Raw genomic sequence first — 22,939 nt, 5'->3', positions numbered from 1 at the left:
CGGCAACAATGCGCAAGTTTTACTCGGTGGATTGAGTGAGCCTGCGCTCTTCGATCAACGCCTGCTCGCGATTGAGCTCCGCGCGTAACTCGTCTTCACTCGGCAGGATCGTCTTGTAACTGCTGGCAAACAGTTGCTCATTGCCCTTGAGCATTGAGTAGCGCGCCACCGAGTCGTTGCTCTCGGCAGACAGAATAATCCCGACTGTCGGCTTGTCGCCCTCGCTGCGCATGAGTTCGTCGTACATGCGCACATACATGTCCATCTGCCCGACATCGCGGGCGCTGAGCTTGCCGCGTTTGAGATCAATGATCACAAAGCATTTGAGCAGGTAGTTGTAGAACACCAGATCGATATACAGATCGACGCCGTCGGTACTGATGCGTTGTTGGCGGGCGACAAAGGAAAAGCCTTTGCCCAGCTCAAGCAGAAAGCCCTGCAGATGGTCGATCAGAGCTTGTTCGAGACCGCTTTCCCTGACCTTGCCTGCCGAGGGCAGACCGAGAAATTCGAGCATGACGGGGTCGCGAATGAATTCACGCGGGTTGCATTTCAGCGCTTCGATGTTGGTGGTGGCTTCTTCGATCACATCGGCTTTGTCGCGACTCATGAGAAGCCGCTCGTAGTAGAGCGTGAGGATCTGGCGGTCGAGGGCGCGGCTTGACCAGTTCAGATTGGCGCATTCGTCCATGTACCAATGGCGGGCTTTCTCGCTTTCAACCCGCAGTAGACGGCGGTAGTGGGTCCAGCTCAATTCGGGACGCAGTGCGTCTCGAATTGGAAATTTTTGATAAAACAGGCGCATCTTCCACAAATTGGTTTCATCAAAGCCTTTTCCGAACTGCCCAGTCAGATCCTTCGCCAGTAGGCCAATCAGCTGTTTTCCATAGCCCGCACGCTGGGCTCCCTCTTGTTCAAACTCGACAATATGCCTGCCGATCTGCCAGCAGGTCTGCACTTGAATCGTGTCCACCGCACGCAGCACTTTTTGCCGCGCCTGGCGAATCAGTTCGCCCAGCTCCCCCAGCAACGAATCGATTTTCGGGTCTTGCGTGTCAGCAGGTTTTAGCGGGCTCATCGGCTCTTCCACATCGTTGGAAACAGGCCTCAAAGCATGCCAAGAGTCGCCGCGTGGGTATGTCGGGCGAGCCGGTTAAATGGGACGGAAGAAGGGATTGATGTTGCAGGACGTTGCCGCTGAAAGAGGCGTCAGAGAGTCATGGTCTGTAGTCCATTTCGTACACGCGCCAAGTTCCAAACAATCTAAAACCCGCCCCGATACGCAAAATCTAAAAGGAGTAATGGTTGGGTTCTACAAGAACCCGGGAGTCGTGATCATGAAACGCGTTCTTTCATTCATGCTGCCCATCGCCGCCGTCGCCGCATTGCTGTTCCCGGTGATGTTGCAGGCAGCCAGTCTTGAACCCATCGACAGTGCCGGGGTGCAAGTTCAGCAGCAACAACAGAACGGCATCGCTTATCTAGCCGGCGGGATTGGTGAGGATGAGGCGAAGGCCATTCAACAAACCGGCGGTTACAACCTGCACATGACGTTCGCTGTGGGCGCACAAGACGAGTACACCGCTGATGTTGATGTGATGATTCAAAAGTCGCCAGGGCAAACCATATTGACGCTCAACCAGACGGGCCCGTTGGTATACGTGCAACTACCACCCGGCAAGTACACGGTGGTAGCCACGCGCAAAGGCGAAACGCGGCATGATGTGACCGACGTTGGCAGCGGCACGGCGCGCAATCTGGTGTTCCACTGGAATGACGCTGGATAGCGATGGATGTGATTGCAAAGTCGAGGCGCAGGTACAATCCCGCGCCTCCTGTTTTGTGATGTAAGGAAGCGCTGGTTTGAAAGGGATTTTGCGTGCTGTTTGTGTCATCGGCCTGGTATCGCAGTTGACCGGCTGTGGAACGTTTATCGGGCGTTTGAATGACGGTTTGTCCGATGCCCAGTACTACCGAGGGGTTGATGGCAACCTTCACCTGCTGGGTGTGCGTGGTGGTGGTAGCGATGGCATGCCGGCGGCGATCGTCTGTTACATGATGATTGTCTGCCCGGTCATCACCGTCGTATCTCTGCCAGTGGATGCCGCGCTGGATACGGTTCTGCTGCCGATCGATTACATCAATACGCTTTAGGTTTTCTTTGCGCGGCGCTTGCTCTTTGGCGTGTGCACGGGCTCTTGAGCCTTGCGATAGATCCACACGCCGAACACACCCACTGCCAGCAGAAACACTGTGCCAACGCTCTGCCAGACAAACTCGAACCAGAACTGCTGCGGTTGCTGGGCCAGGGTGTAAGTGCTGCGCGGGCCGCGGTTATTGGTGGTGATAGAGCCGCTGATCCAGCTGTCGACCAGCATCCAGATCGACAACCCGATGGCTAAAGTGATCAGCAGAGCAACGAGAACAGTCAGCCAGTAAGTCACACGACTTGGGCGATAGGGCGGCGGGTGGGGCAGGGGGATGCGGGTTTTCCTTTGATTCATGACGCTTGGGACCTGTTTCCGGTATTGATGAACTGCGCTATCTCGCTCGCCAATTCCGCTGCGCGCGGCGGGTTTTCCCTGAGCCACGTTGATACAGCGTGGTCGCACCCCGGCAGTACGATTTTTCTGAACTGATGGGGATCCAGACTCTTTTCAATGGCCTCGATGACCTCATAGGGAATGGCGCTATTGATCACGCGCGCGCCCATTTGCTGCGTCCCGGCAGACGTACCGGGAATCCCGCCAAACGCGTTTGATCGAAGGCCATCGTATTCGCCGATCACCAGCAAGACCTTCCCGTCGAACGTACGCAGGAAATCCAGCGATGGCGAATCGAGAAAACCGTGAGGCACCGAAATGGCGTTTTTAAAGGGTGATCCAAACGGTTGCTGCCAGGCTGCCTCCGCATACAGGGCGGGACAGAACAGCACGATGCGCCTGACTGAAGCGCGATGCGCTTGCGCCACCTTGAGCGCCAGTGCACCGCCCAGACTGTGACCGATCACCGTGCTGAGTTCGCCGCCAAGATGACCGGCAAACTGCAAAGCCTCCTGAAGGTTGTGCGTCAGTGAAGTGTCTTCAAGGGCAACGTCGGTGTCGGGACCGTGGCCGGAAAGATTGAAGCTCAGGCTGGCTATTCCCTGCGCCTGCAAGGGATACAGGATGGCGTTGAGTCGCGAATAGTCAGAGCGGGCGCCGTGAATGGCCAGCACCTTTGGCGTTGACGCTTCTGCGGCGGAGCCGGCCAATACGCGACCCTCCAGTTGGTAGCCGGCGAAGGTTTGCGCAAAGAAAAACTCAGGGCCGGTTGGCGCCTCGTCGAACTGCAATCGAGACTGAGGTCGAGACGCGCCGGTCAGCGCCAACCGATTGATCACAGGGCCGCCAGGGTGTGCAGGACTGCAACACGCAATGGATTGGTCTCCACGCTCAACAGTTTGATCGCCAAGGCGCAGCAGACCACGATCAACATGGGTTTGATCAAGCGTGGGCCGACCCGGACCGCCGCTCTTGCGCCCAGTTGTGCGCCGAGGAAAGCTGCCAGCGCCATGGCAATCGCGATCGGCCAGATGATCACGCCTTTGGTGATGAAGACTGACAGCGAACCCAGGTTGCACGACGCGTTGGCCAGTTTGGTGAAGCTCATGGCCCGCATCATGCCAAGCCCGCAAAGCAGCACGAAACCAACGATGAAGAATGAACCTACACCCGGACCGAAGATACCGTCGTAGAAGCCCAGGATCGGTGCCACGGTGAACGAGAACAGCAGAATGCCGATTCGTTTGCGTCGATCCTCATTGGCCAGTTTCGGCGAGAGCGCAAAGTAGATCGCCACCAGAATAAGCATGACGGGCACGCACACTTCCAGATAGCGCTTATCAATTGAACTGACCAACAGTGCCCCGCTGGCGCCCCCCAGGAATGCGCAGATAACCAGAAAGCGCCCCTCCCGCCATTCAATCATGCCCTTGCGGGCAAAAGTGACCGTGGCCGAAATAGTCGCCGACGCGGCCTGAAACTTGTTTGTGGCAATCGCACTGATCGGGTCGACACCGGCCAGAAACAAGGCAGGCAAAGTAATCAAACCGCCACCCCCGGCAATCGCATCAAAAAAACCGGCGCAAAAAGCCACGAGCGCCAACATGCCAATTACATCCCAAGCCATTACATTTTCCCTTTTATAGTTATTGGCCAGCCATTTACATGACTGGCCATTCAACAGCTTTGCGTACAGCGAGTTTCAGCCCTGTATCAGCAGCGGATCGTCTGAAATGACAATCGGGGACGAGAACTTCGACAGGCCGAAGATGCGCACCAATACACGTCGATTGTCTTTGATGACATCGCGACAATGCAGGGCCCGGACGTTATTGATCACCATGGCCGACTCTTGCGTCAGTGTGTATTGAACCGGTGTTGCTTTACCCACGCTTTGGCAAAGTGCGGAATAAGCCTCTTTGACAAAGTCCGAGGCGTTGTCGTTGACGGAAAAACGGTACGAGTTGAATCGCGCGGCGAATCCGACGTTGTCATCGAACTCCAGAATCGAAACATTACGACCGTCTTCGCCCTTGCCGTTGACGAAAGAGTCGCTGCGGGTGAACTGGAAGCTGCCCGTTGTGAGTGCGAGGCATCCGGTGACGCCGATTTCGTCCAGCAGGGGCGGCAACGGAATCACCGAGGTGGGCTCCAGGCCTGGATTCCACAGCGCCGACAGGATCAACGACGATGGCGAGGGCGAATGCCCGTCTTGCGCGTTCACAGCGCACCAGTACGGCGCTTCGGTGTGCGGGCCGAGGGCGAGACCGGAATGGGAGCTGAGTTCTTTGATTTCCGGTTCGTCATTGATTTTGGTCAGTCCACCGCCCTTGAAGTTGGCGACGAGACGGACCAGTTTGCCTTCGTTGTCCATGTCGTAGGCAAAGGAGCTGTTATCCACCAGTTTCAACAGAATCTGATTACGTGCCGCCAGACACAGTACGTCGTGACGATTCTCCAGAGCGGCCAGGTCGGGCAGTTCATCCGGAGGGCTGGTGTCGGTGACTTTTTGCATCCCCTCAAAAATCAGCAGGGAGACCAGGCCGTCGGAATAAGCGCCAAGCAGTTCGCATTGATCCTTGGAAAACGAAAACTTCAACTCAGTCGCTGCCAGCGAGGCTTTGGACTTTGCGCCTGCGGCTTGTGGCCCGCCCATGGCCGCCAGTTCTTCAGAGAAAGTGTGCAGCAGCGTTGCTTGTTGCGTATCAAAACTGAAAGTTCTGACTTCCTGTTCAACTAACGACTCAACGGTTTTATTAGTGTGTTGTAGGACTTCGGTCATTGTTTACATCCCTGTCGTATCGGCTCCCTTTGTATTTTTTTGTGGGAGCTGTTGGCTGTTTCGATGATGCAATGCGTGCCGAGCGCACGCACAGATCCGGACGTGGGCGAGTTGATACAGGTTTGATTTTTTCGCGAGGGCACAGGGCGCTGTGACGCGACAGTTCAAACAAGTGTTGAATGCCGGGTCAGTGTTTGCTGTCGCTTGCCTGACAGTTGAAACAACAGCAGATGACCTGCGCTGAGGTCTTGTCCTCCATGACAACTTTCTGAGGGGGCTTGGTTCTGCGAGCGATCCTGCTCGCAGACGCAACTCTCCTGCTGCCAGCAATAACCTCAGTAGGTTCCGAGGGTTCCGGGGCGCGGAGTGCGTTATTTGAGTAATGCGTTAAATGCCGGTCATCAGGACTGAAGTACGCGGCGATTATTTTCGACAGTCAGTAATGACCTGCCGTAAAAAGCTGACGGAGCCTAACATCAAAATAATGGCCAGCAAAAGCACTGGGAGAGGGGTGAGGTGTGGCTTAGCAAATCGCAGGCATAAAAAAACCCTGAATCTTGCGATTCAGGGTTTTCGGTATTTGGTGCCCAGAGACGGAATCGAACCGCCGACACGGGGATTTTCAATCCCCTGCTCTACCGACTGAGCTATCTGGGCAACGGGGCGCATTAAAAGGGTTTTTCGGATTTACGTCAACGACTTTTTTAAAATTTCTTAAATTAATTCCGTCGCTTACGATCCGACCCCCGATTTTGCGGGGTTTACTCTGCCGGCGGAACGTAGCCCTCGGCCTTGGCGTATTCCTCGCCGGAGAAGTACTTGTCCATTTCGCCCTGAAGATATTTGCGGTCTTCGGCGTTCATCATGTTCAGACGCTTTTCGTTGATCAGCAGGGTCTGGTGTTTCTGCCAGTCAGCCCAGGCCTTGGCCGAGACGTGGTCGAAAATATCCTGACCTTTGGCGCCCGGGAAAGGAGCGCGGTCCAGTGCGGGCAGTTCTTCTTTGTACTTACGGCAAATTACGGTGCGGGTCATGGCGACTCTCCTGCATTCAAGACGGCGGCCGCGCGTTCGAGCAAGGTTTTGACCGGGGCGGCGAGGCCCAGGCGCGGCGGGGTGGCGAGGTTATACCAGAGCCAGTCGGCCTCGGCCACGTGATGGGCGGCCTCCTGTACCTGAACCAGCCAGGGTTCGATGGACAGCTGGAAATGGCTGAAGGTGTGGACAAGGCTTGGCAGCGCCTGCTGCTCGCCCATGGTCAGCGAGTGCTGAGCGGCGAGATGTTGCAGATCGTCGAGGTCATCGAGTTCCGGCAGGCTCCACAGGCCGCCCCACAAACCGCTCGAAGGGCGACGGTAAAGCAGAATTGCACCTTCGCCGTTGGCGAGCATCGGCATCAGCGTGCGCTTCTGCGGGATGGTTTTGCGCGGCTTGGGAATCGGGTAGCGGGTCTCGAGGCCGAGCATGTGCGCTTCGCAACCACGCTCCAGCGGGCACAGCAGGCAACTCGGCTTGCTGCGCGTGCAGAGTGTGGCGCCGAGATCCATCATCGCCTGGGTGTAGGCGTTGACCCGATCGTGCGGCGTAAAGCGCTCAGCGTTGGCCCACAGCTGTTTGGCGACCTTCGGCTCGCCGGGATAACCCTCTTGCGCAGTAAAGCGCGCCAGCACGCGTTTGACGTTGCCGTCGAGAATCGGCGCGCGCAGGCCCATGCTGATGCTCGCAATGGCGCCAGCGGTGGACAGGCCAATGCCTGGCAGATCGGTGAGCTTTTCGACGTCACGCGGAAACTCGCCGCCGTACTGGCTGACGATGATCTTCGCGGTCTTCTGCAAATTGCGCGCTCGGGTGTAATAACCGAGGCCGGTCCACAGGTGCAGCACTTCGTCTTCCGGCGCTTCGGCCAGCGCTTCAACCGTCGGCAGCGCGGCCATGAAGCGGTCGAAGTAATTGAGCACGGTGCTGACCTGGGTTTGCTGCAACATGATCTCTGACACCCACACCCGATACGGGTTGATGTCTTGCTGCCAAGGCAAATCGTGGCGGCCGTGGCGGTCGAACCAATCCAGCACCGCCGTGGAAAACTGCTCCGCTCTCATCGCTTGAACAGCCCCTTCAATGCGTTTTTCAGTTCCGGGCTGACTTTGTCACCCAGTTTTTCGTCGATCTTTTCACTGAGCTTGTCGCCGGCCAGTTTGGTCGCGACCTGACCGAGGCGATCATTGTCGACGCGGCAAGCCTTGGCGCCCAGCTCCAGCGGGCCACGGCAGCGCAGCGGCCATTCGACACCGACGAATTTTTCGCCGACCTGACACGCTGGATCCGGCATGGCGCTGGTGTCGCCTTCGACGATGATGCCGACGCGATAGTCCATGCCGAGCACGCGCAGGTCGATGTCGCCATCACCGTTGACGGTCATGCCGGGGATGCGCACTTTCAGATCCGGGTTGCTGGCGATGCCGTTGCGGAAGGTCAGGTTGCCCTTGAGTTCCTGGAACGGCGTGTCTTTACCGCGTGGCTCGCCGCTGAGGGTTTTGCGGTTAAGCGTGGCGATGCCTTTGCACAATTGCTGCTCAAGGTTGGCGTTGAGCAGCACGCCATTGTTGATCACAAAACTGGCGTTGCCGTTAAGCGTGTCGATCAGTGCCTGCTGGCTGTTTCCGCTGCCGGTCACGTTGCTGGTGAGGGTCACCAGACCTTTGACCGGAGGATTCTTGCCTTGGCTTTCGAGGATTTTTTCTACAGGCACGCGGTTGAGTTTGGTCTGCAGGTTCAGTACCGGTGCGGTTGGGCGCACATCGAGGGTGCCATTGGCTGCAAAGCCACCGTTGTACAACTCGCCGCTCAGGTTGGTCAGGGTCAGCAAGCCGCCCTGGCCGGTAGCCTTGAGCGCTGCGTTCTGGATTGGCAGTTTGTCGAGGGTCAACTGGCCGAAGGTCAGGTCGGCGTCTACGTCGAGTTTGGCCAGGCGTTCAACCGGCAACAGACGCTCAGTGCTCCAGGCGGTTTTGCTCGGTTTGTCCGGCAACGGTGTGGAACCGGCACCGGCCATGGCATCGGCCTCGGTGCTGGCGACTTCGGCCTGACGCACTTGTGTGGCGCTGTTGGCTTGCGCCGATTTCGGCGGCAGGTAGCGGTCGACGTTGAACGTGTCAGCCTTGAGCACGGCGCGCAGCGATTGCTTGGCGAAGTCTTCGACAGCGATGCGGCCGCTGAAGCTGCTGTCGTCGAGTTTCAGGTTGATGTTGTCGAAGGCGACGCTGCTTGGCGTGGCCGCCACGCGGCTGACCAGTTCGACCTTGCTCAGACTGCCTTCGGCCATGGCCGGGAGTTTCTGACCGATGCTGTCGACGAACTTCGCCAGATCGAACTGGGCGATGGAGATACCGCCGGTGATCTGCGGAGTCTTGTCGAGGTCGTTGGCTTTCAGTTCGCCCAGCGCGCGCAACTGGTTGGCGGAAATCTTGATGCCGGTCCATTCGGCGACGTTCGCGGCTTTATCCAGTAACAATTGACCTTGGGCAGCGAAGGTCATGGTCTTGCCTTGCAGCGGATCGCCAGCCAGTTCGCCAGAGAGCTTCATATCCTCGAACTTGTAGCGTTGCAGGGCGCGCTCGATGCGCAACTCGCCGGTGAGTTCGGTGCGCACGCGCAGAACCGGCTGGTTGGTGCCGAGGAAGGCAGTGGCTTTCACCGGAATATTGGTCGAGTCGTGAACCGGACCGGTGCTCAGTTGGATACTCTCGGCACTGAACTGCTTGCCGGTCTTCTCGTCGTTGTACTCAACGCGGGCGTTATTGACGGTCAGGCTATCGATGTCGAGGCGGATCGGCTGCGGTGGCTTTTCCACCGCAACAGGGGTTTCGCTGGCCGGTTGGCCTGCAGTAGCGGCTGGCGGCGTTGCTCCGGCCGGGGCCGGCACCTTGCCGATGTCTTCCCAGTTGCCGTGGCCGTCCTTGTCGCGGTTGAGGCGCAGGTTCAGGCCTTCGACGCGCACATCGCTCATCTGCACTTCGCGGCGCAGCAGCGGCAGCACCCGCACTGACAGGCCGAGCATCTGCAAATCGGCAAACGGTTCGGCAGGTTTGACCAGGGTGGCGACGCTGGCCTCGTGCAATTCCAGGCCAAGCCACGGGAACAGGCTCCAGCCGATATCGCCATTGAGCGTCAGCTCGATGTGGGCCTTGTCGCGGGCTATCTGGCGGATCTCGTCTTTGTAATCGTTGGGATCGAAGAGGTGGGTCAGGGCAAAACCTGCCGCCACAATGATCAGCAACAGCCCGAGAAGTACCAGACCCAGGATTTTGCCGAACGCTTTCATGGGCGAGTCCTTGTAGTTAGTCGAATTCGTAATTTAGCCGGGGAGTATAGCGCTGCAATTGCCCGGTTCGTTGTGACGTCATGTTGCCAGGACGTCCAGCGGTATCTGCAACCTGGCGGCGAGTGCTTGCGCCTCGGGATGTTCCAAAGGGGCCAGCAAGCGCAGTTCAGCCCCCGCTTGCGACGCCATTTTCTGCGCTTGGTTCACCAGTCTCTCGGCGACCCCACGGCGACGGGTAACTTTTCGCACGCATAAATGGGACAAGTACCAGACGTCTTGATGCCTTTGCAGAATGCCGGCGCCCAGCAAGCGGTCGTTGAAGCGGCCAGCGATAAAAGAACCGTCCGCGAGGGCACCTTCAATCAGGTCAGCCTCCTCGGAAAATGGCGCGAACAGCCATTCTGGCGCATCGCGATAAATCTTCTGCAAATCCTGCTGATCCTGATAACTGGCGTCTTTCAGGGCTTGGACAATGATCGGCATGGTGCTTTCCTGAGTGGTACGAGAACAGATGACATAAAAAAGGTGATATCAGTTTGGTTTTTCTGTCACGTGCAAATGGTAACCTTCGCCCGTTCGTCCGTCCTTCTGCGACTTAACGTCGCGCCTTCAAGGAGCTTCACCCAAAAAAACGGTCATGCCTGCGTGCATAAAGGCCGGGGGTGAACAGTGGCTGGCGAACCATACTAATAATTGGGGGATACACAATGAGCACGAGCATCACGGCGGACGGCTTCAAAGCCGATCAGCCCGCGTTCCTGTCCAAGGAACGCATCATCGCCAAGCCCGGTTTCAACCGTTGGCTGGTTCCACCGGCCGCTCTGGCCATCCACCTGTGCATCGGCATGGCCTACGGCTTCTCGGTGTTCTGGTTGCCGCTGTCCAAGGCGCTGGGCGTTACCGCTCCGGTGGCTTGCGCACCGGACATGAGCTTCATCGCACAAGTGTTCTCGTCGCAATGCGACTGGCCGATCTCCATGCTCGGCTGGATCTACACGCTGTTCTTCATCTTCCTCGGCTGCTCGGCAGCGATCTGGGGTGGCTGGCTGGAACACGCAGGGCCACGCAAGGCTGGCGTGGTATCGGCACTGTGCTGGTGTGGCGGTCTGCTGATCTCGGCGCTGGGTATTTATACCCACCAGATCTGGCTGATGTGGATCGGTTCCGGCGTGATCGGTGGTATCGGTCTCGGCCTGGGCTATATCTCACCGGTCTCGACCCTGATCAAGTGGTTCCCGGACAAGCGCGGCATGGCCACCGGTATGGCAATCATGGGCTTCGGTGGCGGCGCGATGGTCGGTGCACCGCTGGCGACTGCGCTGATGAGCCACTTCGCTTCGCCGACCGGTGTCGGTGTCTGGCAAAGCTTTGTGGCCATGGCCGCGATCTACTTCGTGTTCATGATTGGTGGCGCTCTGGCTTACCGCGTGCCGCCAACCGGCTGGAAGCCTGAAGGCTGGACCGCTCCGGCGAAGAAAGCCTCGAACTCGATGATCACCCACCGTCACGTGCACGTGAATGTGGCGTGGAAAACCCCGCAATTCCGTCTGGTGTGGCTGGTGCTGTGCCTGAACGTATCGGCCGGTATCGGCATCCTCGGCATGGCTTCGCCACTGTTGCAGGAAGTGTTCGGCGGCAAACTGCTGGGTGTTGATGTGCCGTTTGGCCAGCTCGATGCCGGCCAGTTGGCTTCGATCGCGGCGATTGCTGCCGGCTTCACCGGTCTGCTGAGCCTGTTCAACATCGGTGGTCGCTTCTTCTGGGCTTCGTTCTCGGACTACCTGGGTCGTAAAAACACCTACTTCGTATTCTTTGCGCTGGGTTTTGCCCTGTATGCGCTGATTCCGAACATGGGCCATCTGGGCAACGTTGCGCTGTTCGTGGCGGCGTTCTGCATCATTCTGTCGATGTACGGCGGTGGTTTTGCCACCGTTCCGGCGTATCTGGCCGACTTGTTCGGTACGCAGATGGTTGGTGCGATCCACGGTCGTCTGTTGACCGCCTGGGCGGCGGCTGGCGTGCTGGGTCCGGTATTGGTGAACTACCTGCGTGAATATCAGCTGAGCATCGGCGTTGAACGCGCTGCCGCTTACGACATCACCTTGTACATCCTCGCTGGCCTGCTGGTGCTGGGCTTCCTGTGCAACCTGATGGTGCGTCCGGTGGCCGACAAGTACTTCATGACCGACGCTGAGCTGGCGGCCGAACAGGCGCTGGGCCATGACAAGGGTGCTGATGCCAGCACGGTTCTGGAGTGGAAAGCCGCGCCGGGCAGCAAGCCTCTGGCAATCGCTGCGTGGTTGGTGGTGGGTATTCCGTTGGCGTGGGGTGTGTGGGTGACCCTGCAGAAGACGGCGGTACTGTTTCACTAAGTAAAAACGCAGTACCCCTGTAGGAGTGAGCCTGCTCGCGATAGCCGTCTGACAGTCACAGAAATGTTGATAGTCAGGCCCTCATCGCGAGCAGGCTCACTCCTACAGTCGTTTTTGGGGTACCTGTAATGGCTTGTATGGACATGTCTACCCGCGACAGCCGGGCGTTCTATCCGTCAGCCATCTCACCTCTCGTGTTTCTGTTTCGGCCCCGCGTGCCTATAATGGCTGCCTTTTTCGCCCAATGATTTTGCGGAGCTGGTGATGGCCGAACGTAAGGCGTCTGTCGAGCGCGACACTCTGGAAACCCAGATCAAAGCCTCGATCAACCTTGATGGCACCGGAAAGGCCCGATTTGATATCGGTGTTCCTTTTCTTGAGCACATGCTGGATCAGATTGCCCGTCACGGGTTGATCGACCTGGATATCGAATGCAAGGGCGATCTGCATATCGACGACCACCATACGGTGGAAGACGTCGGTATCACCCTCGGCCAGGCATTTGCCAAAGCCATTGGCGATAAAAAAGGCATCCGTCGCTACGGTCATGCCTACGTGCCGCTCGATGAAGCGCTGTCGCGCGTGGTCATCGACTTCTCCGGTCGTCCAGGCCTGCAGATGCACGTGCCGTACACCCGCGCCACCGTCGGCGGTTTCGACGTTGACCTGTTCCAGGAATTCTTCCAGGGCTTCGTCAACCACGCGCTGGTCAGCCTGCACATCGACAACCTGCGTGGCACCAACACTCACCACCAGATCGAAACCGTGTTCAAGGCTTTCGGCCGCGCGCTGCGCATGGCCGTCGAGCTGGATGAGCGCATGGCCGGGCAAATGCCATCGACCAAAGGCGTTCTGTAATGCAGACGGTTGCAGTTATCGATTACGGCATGGGCAACCTGCACTCGGTGGCCAAAGCCCTTGAGCACGTCGGCGCCGGTAAAGTGCTGATCACCAGCGATGCGGCGGTGATTCGTGAAGCTGACCGTGTGGTGTTCCCCGGTGTTGGCGCAATTCGCGATTGCATGGCAGAGATCCGTCGCCTCGGCTTCGACTCGCTGGTGCGCGAAGTCAGTCAGGATCGTCCGTTTCTCGGCATCTGTGTCGGCATGCAAGCCTTGCTCGACACCAGCGAAGAGAACGACGGCGTCGACTGCATCGGCCTGTTCCCGGGCGCGGTGAAGTTCTTCGGCAAAGACCTGCATGAAGACGGCGAGCACCTGAAAGTCCCGCACATGGGCTGGAACGAAGTTAAGCAGAAGGTCAGCCACCCGCTGTGGCATGACATCCCCGATATGGCGCGTTTCTACTTTGTGCACAGCTACTACATCGCTGCCGCTAACGCGCGGCAGGTGGTCGGCGGCGGTCATTACGGTGTCGATTTCGCTGCGGCGCTGGCCGATGGCTCGCGTTTCGCCGTGCAGTTCCACCCGGAGAAGAGCCATACCCATGGCCTGCAATTGCTGCAGAACTTCGCCGCGTGGGACGGTCGCTGGTAAATGGCTGCCAAGAAGTCCAAACCGCCGATCCTGACCCTCACTCCCGAACAGGAGAACGAGGCCAATCGCAAGATTCAGCGGTTCATGGAAGACCGTTTCGAACTGGACCTGGGTTCGTTCGAAGCGGCGGAAATTCTTGAGCTGTTTACCCGCGAAATTGCTCCGCACTATTACAACAGGGCGATTTTCGATGTGCAGACCCACCTCAAAGAGCGGTTTGAAAGCATCGAAAGCGACCTGTGGGCGCTCGAGAAAAACTGATTTCCGAGCCAAGCTGAACATTCAAATTTGAAGGTTTGCCAGATGCTGATTATTCCCGCTATCGATCTTAAAGACGGTGCCTGCGTACGTCTGCGCCAGGGCCGCATGGAAGATTCCACAGTGTTCTCCGATGACCCGGTGAGCATGGCTGCCAAGTGGGTGGAGGGCGGTTGCCGCCGTCTGCATCTGGTCGATCTGAATGGCGCGTTCGAAGGCCAGCCAGTCAACGGCGAAGTGGTCACCGCGATCGCCAAGCGCTATCCGACTTTGCCGATCCAGATCGGCGGCGGCATCCGTTCGCTGGAAACCATCGAGCACTACGTCAAGGCTGGCGTGAGCTACGTGATCATCGGTACCAAAGCCGTTAAAGATCCGGCGTTCGTCGCTGAAGCGTGCCGTGCGTTCCCGGGCAAGATCATCGTCGGTCTGGATGCCAAAGACGGTTTCGTCGCCACCGATGGCTGGGCTGAAATCAGCACCGTGCAGGTCATTGATCTGGCCAAGCAGTTTGAAGCCGACGGCGTCTCCTCGATCGTTTATACCGACATCGCCAAAGACGGCATGATGCAGGGTTGCAACGTGCCGTTTACCGCTGCGCTGGCCGCTGCCACCAAGATCCCGGTGATCGCTTCCGGCGGTATCCACAATCTGGGTGACATCAAGTCGCTGCTCGACGCCAAGGCGCCAGGCATCATCGGCGCCATCACTGGCCGGGCGATCTACGAAGGCACCCTCGACGTCGCCGAAGCGCAAGCTTTCTGCGATTCGTACAAAGGCTGAGGACTGACCATGGCGCTGGCCAAACGCATCATCCCTTGCCTGGACGTGGACAACGGCCGAGTCGTCAAAGGTGTGAAGTTCGAAAACATCCGCGACGCCGGTGACCCGGTGGAAATTGCCCGTCGTTATGACGAGCAGGGTGCCGACGAGATTACTTTTCTCGACATCACCGCCAGCGTCGATGGCCGCGACACCACGCTGCATACCGTCGAGCGCATGGCCAGCCAGGTGTTTATCCCGCTGACTGTCGGCGGTGGCGTGCGTACCGTGCAAGACATTCGCAATCTGCTCAATGCCGGCGCGGACAAGGTGTCGATCAACACCGCGGCGGTGTTCAACCCTGAGTTCGTCGGCGAAGCCGCGCAGCATTTCGGCTCGCAATGCATCGTTGTCGCCATCGATGCGAAGAAGGTCTCCGGCCCGGGCGAAACACCGCGCTGGGAAATCTTCACCCACGGCGGGCGCAAGCCAACCGGCCTCGACGCGGTTGAGTGGGCGAAGAAAATGGAAGGCCTCGGCGCTGGCGAGATCCTGCTGACCAGCATGGATCAGGACGGCATGAAAAACGGCTTCGACCTCGGTGTCACCCGCGCGATCAGCGATGCGCTGGGCATTCCGGTGATCGCTTCCGGCGGTGTCGGTAACTTGCAGCATCTGGCCGACGGCATCCTCGAAGGCCACGCCAGCGCAGTCTTGGCGGCGAGTATTTTCCACTTCGGCGAATACACCGTTCAGGAAGCCAAGGCCTACATGGCCAAACGCGGCATCGTGATGCGCTAAGCTCAAAATCGATACAGGCCAGTGGACACCATGGCGCACCCAAGGCACTCTTGGGCACGCCATGGATTCCGGTAGCCCGACATGATCAAACGCCTGCTTCTTGTTCTCGCCAGCGCCTCGATGTTGTTCATCAACACGGCCCGCGCCGAAACCAGTCCCGACACCGATCTGGTGCTCCTCACCGAAAATTTCCCGCCGTACAACATGGCGAAAGATGGCAAGAACTTCGCCAAAGGCGAGAACATCAATGGCATCGCCGCCGATATCGTGCGCGAGATGTTCAAGCGTGCCGACGTCACCTATAGCCTGACCCTGCGTTTTCCATGGGAGCGTGTCTATAAGCTCGCGCTGGAAAACCCCGGTTATGGCGCCTTTGTGATGGCGCGCTTGCCGGACCGCGAAAAACTCTTCAAATGGGTTGGCCCCATCGGTCCTGATGATTGGATCATGCTGGCCAAGGCTGACAGCAAGATCACCCTGGAAACCCTCAATGACGCGCGCAAGTACAAGGTCGGTGCCTACAAGGGCGACGCAATTGCCGAGACACTGACCAAACAAGGCCTGAAGCCGATTGTGGTGCTGCGCGATCAGGACAACGCGAAGAAACTGGTCAATGGACAGATTGATCTGTGGGCTACCGGTGATCCTGCCGGGCGCTATCTGGCTCGGCAGGATGGGGTCACCGGCCTGAAGACCGTGCTGCGCTTCAACAGTGCCGAGTTGTACCTGGCGCTGAACAAAGATGTCTCCGACGAAGTCGTCGCCAGGCTTCAGGCTGCGCTGGATCAGTTGCGCAAGGAAGGTGTGGTCGACGAAATCATGGCGCGCTATCTATAGCGACAGCCAGGTCCGGTGATTGCTGCGCGCTAGCGTTGGCGTCATCGATGTGCGGTGCTGCCGGGGTGTCTGTCGTCAGTGGCGGGCACCCACTGACGACCTCGACGGATTCCGGCGGATATTGCGTCAACAGAACGCTGGAATCATCGGTGTAACCAAAGTCGACCGCCACTTGAGTGCCGTCTTCCCGTACCAACTCGTAATGGCTTTGCAGCTGATAAACCGCGACGGCGGTTTGCTCCGGCGCCATGACAATCACCACTTGAGGTCGTAGCTCGTTCCAGCCGCTGGAAGACGTTTCGGTGTGGGTCAAAGTCTTCGGCAGGCAGGCTGAGAATTTTGGAATGCGGATATCACTGAGAGGCACGGTCGGCCAGGCTTTGACGATTTCAATGGCGGTAAAACGATGGAACATACGCATCGTCACCGCGTTTTGCGAACGTGGCGCTGTCCATTTGACGGCCCGATACTTGTCCGATTCATTGTGCTCGTGACCAATGAGCACGTATTCGTCAGTTCTTTTCAGTTCGTAGTAGGGCGAATTGCGAAATTGTTCGCCGGAATGAACATGATCTCGCACTGCAAACCATGGCAGCCGGGCAATCTGGGTGACTGTGGCGGGTTCGCGTGCGGCGGGCTTCGCGTAGCCGGTGAGGGTTGGAATTTGCGGCGATGCGCTGACTTGCAGCGGGATTTGCATGCGCAAGCCGTAAGCCGTTGAAGGCGCAGCAGGCTTGCTGTAGCCCTGGACGCCCACGAAGGTGCCGGGTGCAAAATGGATGTCGCCTGCGGCGGCAGTCGACGGTTCGATGCCAAAGGCGCTGAAACTGAGCTTGGCACCGCTGCCCTTGTCATTCCAGATCAGCTCGCCGACGTTCGCTGCGATAACCAGGTCGAGCCTGACGCAGCGTACCGAGTTCAACGAAGGTTTGTAGTGATCGTTGGAGCACACCAGCCCCAATGCGACGTAACCGACAGGGGCCAAAGGTCGCCAGATCGACATGCGCGTGACACTGGGCGCTCCGGTTTCCTTCCAGACCAGTTCAAAATCGACAGGGCGGGCCAGTGCCTTTCCGTTAGGGCTTACGGCCCCTTTCATATCTTTCTCGCAGACCACGGCGGCGACCATTTCGCCATTGATACTGGTGTCGCCGGGAATGAGCACATCGCCCAGCGGAAAGTAGCCTGGCAATGCATCCGGAGCAGGGGTGGGGCGCCAGAACGTGGCGGGTTTTGCTTTTGAACCGTTGGTGCTCCAGATCCGGTGAAACTCCGTGGTGAAGTTGATCAGCAGATTGTCCTGCATGATCGGTTCCATCTGCTTGGGATGCGCTGCGGTGTTGTCTTCGATAGTCATGATGATTCCTGATAGTTGAAAGCGACGCGAGGGCGCCACGACCTGTTGCAGGTCGCACTATCGGGAAAGGGGATGGTTGTCGGGTGGTAACTATGTATGTGTCAGCGTCACAAAGTGCTACCGATACACCCCGTCCTTGCCATGGCCAGCCATGGCGCGATTGCTGCGTACGCTGATCATCTGTTTGATATCGATCCATTCGATGCCCTGAGCCTTCAACTTCGGCAATTCGCGCTCCAGCACCGCCAGCGTCTGCGGATACGGATGGCCGATCATCACCGCCGAACCCTGTTTGCGCGCCAGGTTGATCGCAGTTTGCAGTTGCGTGTAGATCGCCGCTTCAGTGCGTTCGTCATCGAGAAACACGTCCCGTGACACACTCGCCAGATCGATCTTCTGCGCCTGCTGCGCGGCGACGGTCTGTGCGCTGGTGCGGCTGTCGACGAAAAACTTGTGACGGCGCTGCAATTCGCCCATCAACCATGCCATAGCCACTGGCTGCGCGGTCATGCGGCTGCCCATGTGATTGTTGATGCCAGCGGTATAGGGGACCATTTTGAACGCGGCGTTCAGGCGTTTTTCCAGTTCTTCGAGCGGGAGTTCGGGGTGCCAGGCATATGGCCCAGTGGCCGGGTCCATCGGCATGTGCAGGATGACGATTTTGCCAGCGCGATGGGCTTCGCGGGCAAACTCGGTGGCGTGTGGGGTGTCGGGCATGATCGCCGTGGTCACCGGGCCGGGCAGGGCCAGCACGCGGCGATCCCGGGGCAGGTTTTGCCCCAGGTCGTCAATGATCAGTGTCAGGAAGGCTTTGTGTGGCTTTGGGCTGGCGGGCTCTGCGTGAGCAGCACCCGCCAGACAGCACAACAGAACGAAGACGAAACGCAGTGACATCCTCAACGGCCGGACGTAATGCTCAGGCCTTTGAGCAGGCTCAGGGCCTGGGCCAGTTGGTAATCGTCATCCTGCGGCATCGCTTTGGCCTTGCCGCCGGAACCGCTCGGTTTGTCCGCACCGCCGTTGCCGTTGCCCAAGTGACCTTGCAGGTCGGCTTCCTTGAAGTAGTCGCCATCGGCCTCGCTGGTGATCTTGGCCTTGCGCACTTCGATGTCCGGAACGATGCCCTGCGCCTGGATCGAGCGACCATTTGGCGTGAAGTACAGCGCCGTGGTGATCTTCAGTGCGCGGTCGTTGTTCAGCGGCAGCACGGTTTGCACCGAGCCTTTGCCGAAACTGGTGGTGCCCATGACCACGGCACGTTTCTGATCCTGCAGGGCGCCGGCGACGATTTCCGAGGCCGAGGCGCTGCCACCGTTAATCAACACGACCATCGGCACCGCTTCGCTTTCGTCTTTACCGGTGGCCGAGAAGCGCAGTTCGGAGTTGGCGATGCGGCCTTTGGTGTAGACGATCAGGCCTTTGGTGATGAAGTGGTCGACCACTTCGACCGCCGCCTGCAACACGCCGCCCGGGTTGTTGCGCAAGTCGAGAATGATGCCGTTGAGCTTCTTGCCGTTGTCCTTGCGCAGCTTGGCCAGAGCCTTGGAGACCTCTTCGCCGGTCTTGACCTGAAACTGGGTGATGCGGATATACGCATAGCCGGTTTCCAGCAATTGCGCCTTGACGCTCTTCACCTGAATCACTGCGCGGGCGAGGGTCACGTCGAACGGCGTGCCGCCATCGCGTACCAGCGTCAGAGTGATTTTCTGGCCGATCTTGCCGCGCATCTTGTCGACGGCTTCGGTCATGGTCTGGCCGCGCGTTGGCTGGCCGTTGATCTTGACGATGAAGTCGCCGGCCTGAATGCCGGCCTTCGACGCCGGGGTGTCGTCGATTGGCGAGACGACTTTGATGAAACCGTCTTCGGCGCCGACTTCAATGCCCAAACCGCCGAATTCACCGCTGGTGCTTTCCTGCAGCTCGGTGAAATCTTCCGGGCCCAGATAGGCCGAATGCGGATCAAGGTTGCTGAGCATGCCCTTGATCGCGTTTTCCAGCAGGGTCTTGTCGTCCACCGGCTCGACGTAAGCGGCTTTGATCCGGTCCATGACCTCGGCAAAGGTGCGCAACTCTTCCAGCGGCAGCGGTGCCTTGGAGGTCGCGGCAGTGCCTGCCGGAGCGACGGCCGGGGCCGGTTGCGCGGCAAACGCCAGAGGCGCGCCGATCACCAGAGCGATCGTCAGGGCCAGCGAGGTAAGGCGGGACAAATGCAGCATGTCGAACGAACTCCTGAATTAGGCGGCACGCTTATCCTTGCGCGCGGCACCATTGTGCTGGATCACTCGGGTGACCCTGCTGACGAATTGCGAAATACAGCGCTGGTGTGTCCTGACCGCCACTGTTACCGACAGTGGAGATCGACTCACCGGCTTTAACCACGTCCCCAGCCGACTTGAGCAGCGTCTGGTTGTGACCGTAAAGACTCAGAAAACCATTGCCGTGATCAAGGATCACCAGCAGCCCGGCACCGCGCAACCAGTCGGCGAAGACCACGCGACCGCCATGCACGGCATGCACCTGGCTGCCGGCGGAGGCGCTGATCATCACGCCGTCCCACTTGGTCCGGGCGTCGTCGCCACGGCTTTCGCCGAAGCGTGCCAGCAGTCGACCATCAACCGGCCAAGGAAGTTTTCCCCGGGTTGCAGCAAAAGGGCCACCGAAGGTCTCGCCGCTGCTGGAAACCAGTGCGCCGGGAGTGGATCTGACTGGTTTTCGTGGGGCGTCGCTGTTTTCAGCCTGCGCCTCACGCAAACGCTTTTTTTCCGCTTCCTGCTGGGCGATCAGCGCTTTCTGTCGCGCTTCTTCTGCCTCACGAGCCTGGCGGGCCAGGGTTTCTTCAATGGTTTTAAGGACTTTAGACAGGTCTGCCTGATCTTGCTCGCGGGCGGCGAGTTTCTGATCGCGGGCCTTCACGTCGTCGTTGAGCTTGGCGAGGACTTGCTGACGTTCCTTGCGAACATTTTCCAGTTCGTCGCGCTGGGTATCGAGGCTGCTTTTCTGCACCAGCAATTGCGCCTGCTGGGCGGCAATGTCTTTTTCGACATTGGCCAGTTGGCGCAGGGTCTCGTTGAAGTTCTTCAACTGCTCCAGGCGGGCCTGGCTCAGATAATCGTAATAGGTGAGGGTGCGGGCGAACTTCTCGGGATTCTGCTGGTTGAGCAGCAGCTTGAGGTATTCCTGCCGACCGTTCTGATAGGCCGCTCGGGCCTGAATGGCGATCAGTCGCTGCTGTTCAGTGCGCGCGCTCTGGAGTTTTTTTTTCTCTGCATCGAGCCGCTGCAGCTCGGATTCGCTTTTCTGCAGTTCTTTCTGCAGCGCATCGACCTGTTTCTGCAGCTTGCCCAACTCGGTTTCAGTGCCCTTGAGCTCTTTCTGTACGCCGGACTTTTCTTCCTGGACTTTGCTCAGCAGCTTTTTCAGCTCGGCAATGTCCTGACGCGTGGCGTCCAACTGCTGTTGGGTTTGCGCGCGCTCGTCAGCGAAGGCCGGTTGGAGCAGGCAGGTCAGAGCGAGGGCGATCAGGACGCGAAGCATAGGGGCGGGCGGCACCAGGGTAAGGGACGGCCTAGTATGCCCGCCCGAGGCTGCAAAAAAAACGCCCAATTGGGGCTGTGTGATAACTGGACCAAGCAATACACCGAATTCCATTTCGAAAACTCCATAAACCACTGTGGGAGCTGGCTTGCCAGCGATGGCGTCTGCACATTCAACATAGATGTTGGCTGTCAGATTGCTATCGCTGGCAAGCCAGCTCCCACAGGGTTTTGCGGTGTTTTGGCGATCGAGGTCAGACCAGGATAGAAGTGCCGGTCATTTCCGCAGGTTTTTCCAGGCCCAGCAGTTTCAGCATGGTCGGCGCCACATCCGCCAGCACGCCGCCTTCACGGACTTTCAGGTCGCGCTTGCCGACATAAATGAACGGCACCGGCTCGGTGGTGTGCGCGGTGTGAGCCTGGTGGGTTTCTTCATCGGCCATTTTTTCGACGTTGCCGTGGTCAGCCGTGATCAGTGCTTCACCGCCAACCTTTTCCAGCGCATCGACAATGCGACCGACGCAGGTGTCGAGGCATTCAACAGCCTTCACCGCCGCGTCAAACACGCCGCTGTGGCCGACCATGTCGCCGTTCGCGTAGTTGACCACGATTACATCGAAACGCTGGTTTTCGATGGCCTCAACGATACGGTCGGTGACTTCCGGCGCGCTCATTTCCGGCTGCAAGTCGTAGGTGGCGACTTTCGGCGACGGGATCAGGATGCGCTCTTCGCCCGGGAAAGGTTCTTCGCGACCGCCGGAGAAGAAGAAGGTCACGTGGGCGTATTTTTCGGTTTCAGCGATGCGCAGCTGGGTTTTGCCGTTCTTCGCCAAGTAGTCGCCCAGCACGTTTTCCAGGCTGCCCGCAGCGAATGCCGACGGAGCCGGAATGCTGGCGGCGTATTGGGTCAGCATGACGAAACCGGCCAGTTTCGGCTGGCGTGCGCGTTCGAAATCCTTGAAGTCGTCTTCGACGAATACGCGGGTCAGCTCACGGGCACGGTCGGCGCGGAAGTTCATGAACACCACGGCGTCGCCGTCTTCGACTTTCACTGGCTCACCGATGGACGTGGCTTTGACGAATTCGTCGCTCTCGCCACGGGCATAAGCGGCTTCAAGGCCTTCCTGCGCCGTGGCAGCGTTGAATTCGCTGTTGCCATCGACGATCAGGTTGTACGCCTGAGCGACGCGATCCCAACGGTTGTCACGGTCCATGGCGAAGTAACGGCCGATGATGCTGGCGATGCGTCCCTTGCCGAGCGCCTGGAAGGTCGCATCGAGTAGCTCGATCGACGATGCCGCGCTTTTCGGCGGCGTGTCGCGGCCATCAAGGAAAGCGTGCAGGTAGATTTTTTCGGCGCCGCGCTTGAACGCCAGTTCGGCCATGGCGATCAGGTGATCCTGATGGCTGTGTACGCCGCCATCGGACAGCAGACCCATGAAGTGCACGGCTTTGCCAGCGGCCACGGCTTTATCCACAGCGGCGCAGATGGTCGGGTTCTCGAAGAACTCGCCGTCGCGGATCGATTTGGTCACACGCGTGAAGTCCTGATACACCACGCGACCGGCGCCAAGATTCATGTGGCCGACTTCGGAGTTGCCCATCTGGCCGTCCGGCAGGCCGACGTCCATGCCGCTGCCCGAGATCAAGCCGTTCGGCACGCTGGCCCAGAGGCGATCGAGAACAGGCTTCTTCGCCGCAAAAACGGCATTGGATTCGGGGCTGTCGCTGTGACCGAAGCCGTCGAGAATCATCAGGACCAAAGGTTTAGGCGTAGTCGTCATGGAATCCACTCGTGGCTAATAAAGAAGAGGGCGATGGAAAAGGGAGTTGGAGTTTAAAGCTAAGTTCCGACCGCGTCACCGCCGGACGGGGTTT

23 protein-coding genes and 1 tRNA gene are annotated in these 22,939 nt (G+C 58.6%); 9 read left to right on the top strand and 15 right to left on the bottom strand.

The genetic code is table 11. From position 1 onward, the window contains the following. Positions 1 to 19: 19 nt before the first annotated feature. Complete coding sequence (locus ACM6IN_RS13395) at positions 20 to 1,078, bottom strand: PDDEXK nuclease domain-containing protein (protein ID WP_095120776.1); 1,059 nt, start codon at positions 1,076 to 1,078, stop codon at positions 20 to 22. A gap of 259 nt (positions 1,079 to 1,337) precedes the next feature. Between ACM6IN_RS13395 and ACM6IN_RS13390 the strand changes: the two genes are divergently transcribed. Together ACM6IN_RS13390 and ACM6IN_RS13385 are read left to right on the top strand one after the other, a co-directional pair. Next, positions 1,338 to 1,787, top strand: a complete 450-nt coding sequence (locus ACM6IN_RS13390; protein ID WP_007909173.1) for a hypothetical protein — start codon at positions 1,338 to 1,340, stop codon at positions 1,785 to 1,787. A gap of 76 nt (positions 1,788 to 1,863) precedes the next feature. After that, positions 1,864 to 2,154, top strand: a complete 291-nt coding sequence (locus tag ACM6IN_RS13385) for a YceK/YidQ family lipoprotein (protein WP_007909175.1) — start codon at positions 1,864 to 1,866, stop codon at positions 2,152 to 2,154. Here ACM6IN_RS13385 and ACM6IN_RS13380 read toward each other — a convergent pair. The 9 genes from ACM6IN_RS13380 to ACM6IN_RS13340 all read right to left on the bottom strand — a co-directional run bounded on the left by ACM6IN_RS13380 (position 2,151) and on the right by ACM6IN_RS13340 (position 10,128). Then, the gene (locus ACM6IN_RS13380) at positions 2,151 to 2,504 is read right to left on the bottom strand and encodes a hypothetical protein (protein WP_007909177.1); all 354 of its coding nucleotides are present in this window, start codon (positions 2,502 to 2,504) and stop codon (positions 2,151 to 2,153) included. The genes ACM6IN_RS13385 and ACM6IN_RS13380 overlap by 4 nt on opposite strands. After that, on the bottom strand, positions 2,501 to 3,382 hold the full coding sequence (locus ACM6IN_RS13375; RefSeq protein WP_095113959.1) for an alpha/beta hydrolase: 882 nt from the start codon (positions 3,380 to 3,382) through the stop codon (positions 2,501 to 2,503). Before ACM6IN_RS13375 ends, ACM6IN_RS13380 begins: the two co-directional genes overlap by 4 nt. Beyond that, entirely contained in the window at positions 3,379 to 4,170 is a 792-nt protein-coding gene (locus ACM6IN_RS13370; RefSeq protein ID WP_007909181.1) for a TSUP family transporter, read from the bottom strand. The genes ACM6IN_RS13375 and ACM6IN_RS13370 overlap by 4 nt, the downstream gene beginning before the upstream one ends. Before the next feature lie 75 nt (positions 4,171 to 4,245). Continuing rightward, a complete protein-coding gene (locus ACM6IN_RS13365; RefSeq protein WP_007909183.1) occupies positions 4,246 to 5,325 on the bottom strand; it encodes a hypothetical protein in 1,080 nt (359 codons plus the stop codon). 581 nt (positions 5,326 to 5,906) lie between these two features. Continuing rightward, positions 5,907 to 5,982: transfer RNA gene (locus ACM6IN_RS13360), tRNA-Phe, on the bottom strand. Positions 5,983 to 6,086: 104 nt separating this feature from the next. Then, the gene (locus ACM6IN_RS13355; RefSeq protein WP_007909185.1) at positions 6,087 to 6,359 is read right to left on the bottom strand and encodes an oxidative damage protection protein; all 273 of its coding nucleotides are present in this window, start codon (positions 6,357 to 6,359) and stop codon (positions 6,087 to 6,089) included. Next, positions 6,356 to 7,423, bottom strand: coding sequence for an A/G-specific adenine glycosylase (gene mutY / locus ACM6IN_RS13350; protein ID WP_095113961.1), 1,068 nt, complete (start codon positions 7,421 to 7,423; stop codon positions 6,356 to 6,358). Before mutY ends, ACM6IN_RS13355 begins: the two co-directional genes overlap by 4 nt. After that, positions 7,420 to 9,645, bottom strand: coding sequence for an AsmA family protein (locus tag ACM6IN_RS13345; protein WP_414916182.1), 2,226 nt, complete (start codon positions 9,643 to 9,645; stop codon positions 7,420 to 7,422). Before ACM6IN_RS13345 ends, mutY begins: the two co-directional genes overlap by 4 nt. A gap of 78 nt (positions 9,646 to 9,723) precedes the next feature. Beyond that, entirely contained in the window at positions 9,724 to 10,128 is a 405-nt protein-coding gene (locus ACM6IN_RS13340; RefSeq protein WP_414916181.1) for an acetyl-CoA sensor PanZ family protein, read from the bottom strand. A gap of 224 nt (positions 10,129 to 10,352) precedes the next feature. Between ACM6IN_RS13340 and ACM6IN_RS13335 the strand changes: the two genes are divergently transcribed. The 7 genes from ACM6IN_RS13335 to ACM6IN_RS13305 all read left to right on the top strand — a co-directional run bounded on the left by ACM6IN_RS13335 (position 10,353) and on the right by ACM6IN_RS13305 (position 16,171). Next, positions 10,353 to 12,017 (top strand): OFA family MFS transporter, encoded by a 1,665-nt coding sequence (locus ACM6IN_RS13335; RefSeq protein ID WP_007909202.1) that lies wholly within the window; start codon positions 10,353 to 10,355, stop codon positions 12,015 to 12,017. A gap of 264 nt (positions 12,018 to 12,281) precedes the next feature. Then, entirely contained in the window at positions 12,282 to 12,875 is a 594-nt protein-coding gene (gene hisB, locus ACM6IN_RS13330; RefSeq protein ID WP_007909204.1) for an imidazoleglycerol-phosphate dehydratase HisB, read from the top strand. Further along, positions 12,875 to 13,513 (top strand): imidazole glycerol phosphate synthase subunit HisH, encoded by a 639-nt coding sequence (gene hisH / locus ACM6IN_RS13325; protein WP_007909206.1) that lies wholly within the window; start codon positions 12,875 to 12,877, stop codon positions 13,511 to 13,513. Before hisB ends, hisH begins: the two co-directional genes overlap by 1 nt. Continuing rightward, entirely contained in the window at positions 13,514 to 13,774 is a 261-nt protein-coding gene (locus tag ACM6IN_RS13320) for a DUF2164 domain-containing protein (protein ID WP_003220751.1), read from the top strand. Between the two features lie 42 nt (positions 13,775 to 13,816). After that, positions 13,817 to 14,554: a 1-(5-phosphoribosyl)-5-[(5-phosphoribosylamino)methylideneamino]imidazole-4-carboxamide isomerase gene (gene hisA / locus ACM6IN_RS13315; protein ID WP_007909210.1), complete on the top strand. Its 738-nt coding sequence runs from the start codon at positions 13,817 to 13,819 to the stop codon at positions 14,552 to 14,554. A gap of 9 nt (positions 14,555 to 14,563) precedes the next feature. Next, entirely contained in the window at positions 14,564 to 15,334 is a 771-nt protein-coding gene (gene hisF, locus ACM6IN_RS13310; protein ID WP_007909211.1) for an imidazole glycerol phosphate synthase subunit HisF, read from the top strand. 81 nt (positions 15,335 to 15,415) lie between these two features. Beyond that, positions 15,416 to 16,171, top strand: a complete 756-nt coding sequence (locus tag ACM6IN_RS13305; RefSeq protein WP_007909212.1) for a substrate-binding periplasmic protein — start codon at positions 15,416 to 15,418, stop codon at positions 16,169 to 16,171. Here the strand turns inward: ACM6IN_RS13305 and ACM6IN_RS13300 are convergent. The 5 genes from ACM6IN_RS13300 to gpmI form a co-directional block, all read right to left on the bottom strand. Then, positions 16,152 to 17,528 (bottom strand): Vps62-related protein, encoded by a 1,377-nt coding sequence (locus ACM6IN_RS13300; protein ID WP_414916180.1) that lies wholly within the window; start codon positions 17,526 to 17,528, stop codon positions 16,152 to 16,154. The two genes, ACM6IN_RS13305 and ACM6IN_RS13300, sit on opposite strands and share 20 nt — an antisense overlap. A gap of 117 nt (positions 17,529 to 17,645) precedes the next feature. Further along, a complete protein-coding gene (locus tag ACM6IN_RS13295) occupies positions 17,646 to 18,422 on the bottom strand; it encodes a divergent polysaccharide deacetylase family protein (protein WP_007909220.1) in 777 nt (258 codons plus the stop codon). Positions 18,423 to 18,424: 2 nt separating this feature from the next. After that, positions 18,425 to 19,744, bottom strand: coding sequence for a S41 family peptidase (locus ACM6IN_RS13290; RefSeq protein ID WP_007909222.1), 1,320 nt, complete (start codon positions 19,742 to 19,744; stop codon positions 18,425 to 18,427). 31 nt (positions 19,745 to 19,775) lie between these two features. Continuing rightward, on the bottom strand, positions 19,776 to 21,062 hold the full coding sequence (locus ACM6IN_RS13285) for a murein hydrolase activator EnvC family protein (protein ID WP_042705011.1): 1,287 nt from the start codon (positions 21,060 to 21,062) through the stop codon (positions 19,776 to 19,778). Between the two features lie 253 nt (positions 21,063 to 21,315). Further along, on the bottom strand, positions 21,316 to 22,845 hold the full coding sequence (gene gpmI / locus ACM6IN_RS13280) for a 2,3-bisphosphoglycerate-independent phosphoglycerate mutase (protein ID WP_414916179.1): 1,530 nt from the start codon (positions 22,843 to 22,845) through the stop codon (positions 21,316 to 21,318). Between the last annotated feature and the right edge of the window lie 94 nt (positions 22,846 to 22,939).

The sequence above is a fragment of the Pseudomonas sp. IT-P395 genome, from assembly GCF_949767675.1.
In the GTDB taxonomy this organism is placed as follows: domain Bacteria; phylum Pseudomonadota; class Gammaproteobacteria; order Pseudomonadales; family Pseudomonadaceae; genus Aquipseudomonas.
This window is presented reverse-complemented; position numbering and strand designations above follow the sequence as displayed.

Excerpts from the sequence above, each read along its gene's own strand:
- ACM6IN_RS13395 (WP_095120776.1), bottom strand. The coding sequence starts at position 1,078 with ATGAGCCCGCTAAAACCTGCTGACACGCAAGACCCGAAAATCGATTCG.
- ACM6IN_RS13390 (WP_007909173.1), top strand. The coding sequence starts at position 1,338 with ATGAAACGCGTTCTTTCATTCATGCTGCCCATCGCCGCCGTCGCCGCA.
- ACM6IN_RS13380 (WP_007909177.1), bottom strand. The coding sequence starts at position 2,504 with ATGAATCAAAGGAAAACCCGCATCCCCCTGCCCCACCCGCCGCCCTAT.
- ACM6IN_RS13370 (WP_007909181.1), bottom strand. The coding sequence starts at position 4,170 with ATGGCTTGGGATGTAATTGGCATGTTGGCGCTCGTGGCTTTTTGCGCC.
- ACM6IN_RS13365 (WP_007909183.1), bottom strand. The coding sequence starts at position 5,325 with ATGACCGAAGTCCTACAACACACTAATAAAACCGTTGAGTCGTTAGTT.
- ACM6IN_RS13355 (WP_007909185.1), bottom strand. The coding sequence starts at position 6,359 with ATGACCCGCACCGTAATTTGCCGTAAGTACAAAGAAGAACTGCCCGCA.
- mutY (WP_095113961.1), bottom strand. The coding sequence starts at position 7,423 with ATGAGAGCGGAGCAGTTTTCCACGGCGGTGCTGGATTGGTTCGACCGC.
- ACM6IN_RS13345 (WP_414916182.1), bottom strand. The coding sequence starts at position 9,645 with ATGAAAGCGTTCGGCAAAATCCTGGGTCTGGTACTTCTCGGGCTGTTG.
- ACM6IN_RS13340 (WP_414916181.1), bottom strand. The coding sequence starts at position 10,128 with ATGCCGATCATTGTCCAAGCCCTGAAAGACGCCAGTTATCAGGATCAG.
- ACM6IN_RS13335 (WP_007909202.1), top strand. The coding sequence starts at position 10,353 with ATGAGCACGAGCATCACGGCGGACGGCTTCAAAGCCGATCAGCCCGCG.
- hisB (WP_007909204.1), top strand. The coding sequence starts at position 12,282 with ATGGCCGAACGTAAGGCGTCTGTCGAGCGCGACACTCTGGAAACCCAG.
- hisH (WP_007909206.1), top strand. The coding sequence starts at position 12,875 with ATGCAGACGGTTGCAGTTATCGATTACGGCATGGGCAACCTGCACTCG.
- ACM6IN_RS13320 (WP_003220751.1), top strand. The coding sequence starts at position 13,514 with ATGGCTGCCAAGAAGTCCAAACCGCCGATCCTGACCCTCACTCCCGAA.
- hisA (WP_007909210.1), top strand. The coding sequence starts at position 13,817 with ATGCTGATTATTCCCGCTATCGATCTTAAAGACGGTGCCTGCGTACGT.
- hisF (WP_007909211.1), top strand. The coding sequence starts at position 14,564 with ATGGCGCTGGCCAAACGCATCATCCCTTGCCTGGACGTGGACAACGGC.
- ACM6IN_RS13305 (WP_007909212.1), top strand. The coding sequence starts at position 15,416 with ATGATCAAACGCCTGCTTCTTGTTCTCGCCAGCGCCTCGATGTTGTTC.
- ACM6IN_RS13300 (WP_414916180.1), bottom strand. The coding sequence starts at position 17,528 with ATGACTATCGAAGACAACACCGCAGCGCATCCCAAGCAGATGGAACCG.
- ACM6IN_RS13295 (WP_007909220.1), bottom strand. The coding sequence starts at position 18,422 with ATGTCACTGCGTTTCGTCTTCGTTCTGTTGTGCTGTCTGGCGGGTGCT.
- ACM6IN_RS13290 (WP_007909222.1), bottom strand. The coding sequence starts at position 19,744 with ATGCTGCATTTGTCCCGCCTTACCTCGCTGGCCCTGACGATCGCTCTG.
- ACM6IN_RS13285 (WP_042705011.1), bottom strand. The coding sequence starts at position 21,062 with ATGCTTCGCGTCCTGATCGCCCTCGCTCTGACCTGCCTGCTCCAACCG.
- gpmI (WP_414916179.1), bottom strand. The coding sequence starts at position 22,845 with ATGACGACTACGCCTAAACCTTTGGTCCTGATGATTCTCGACGGCTTC.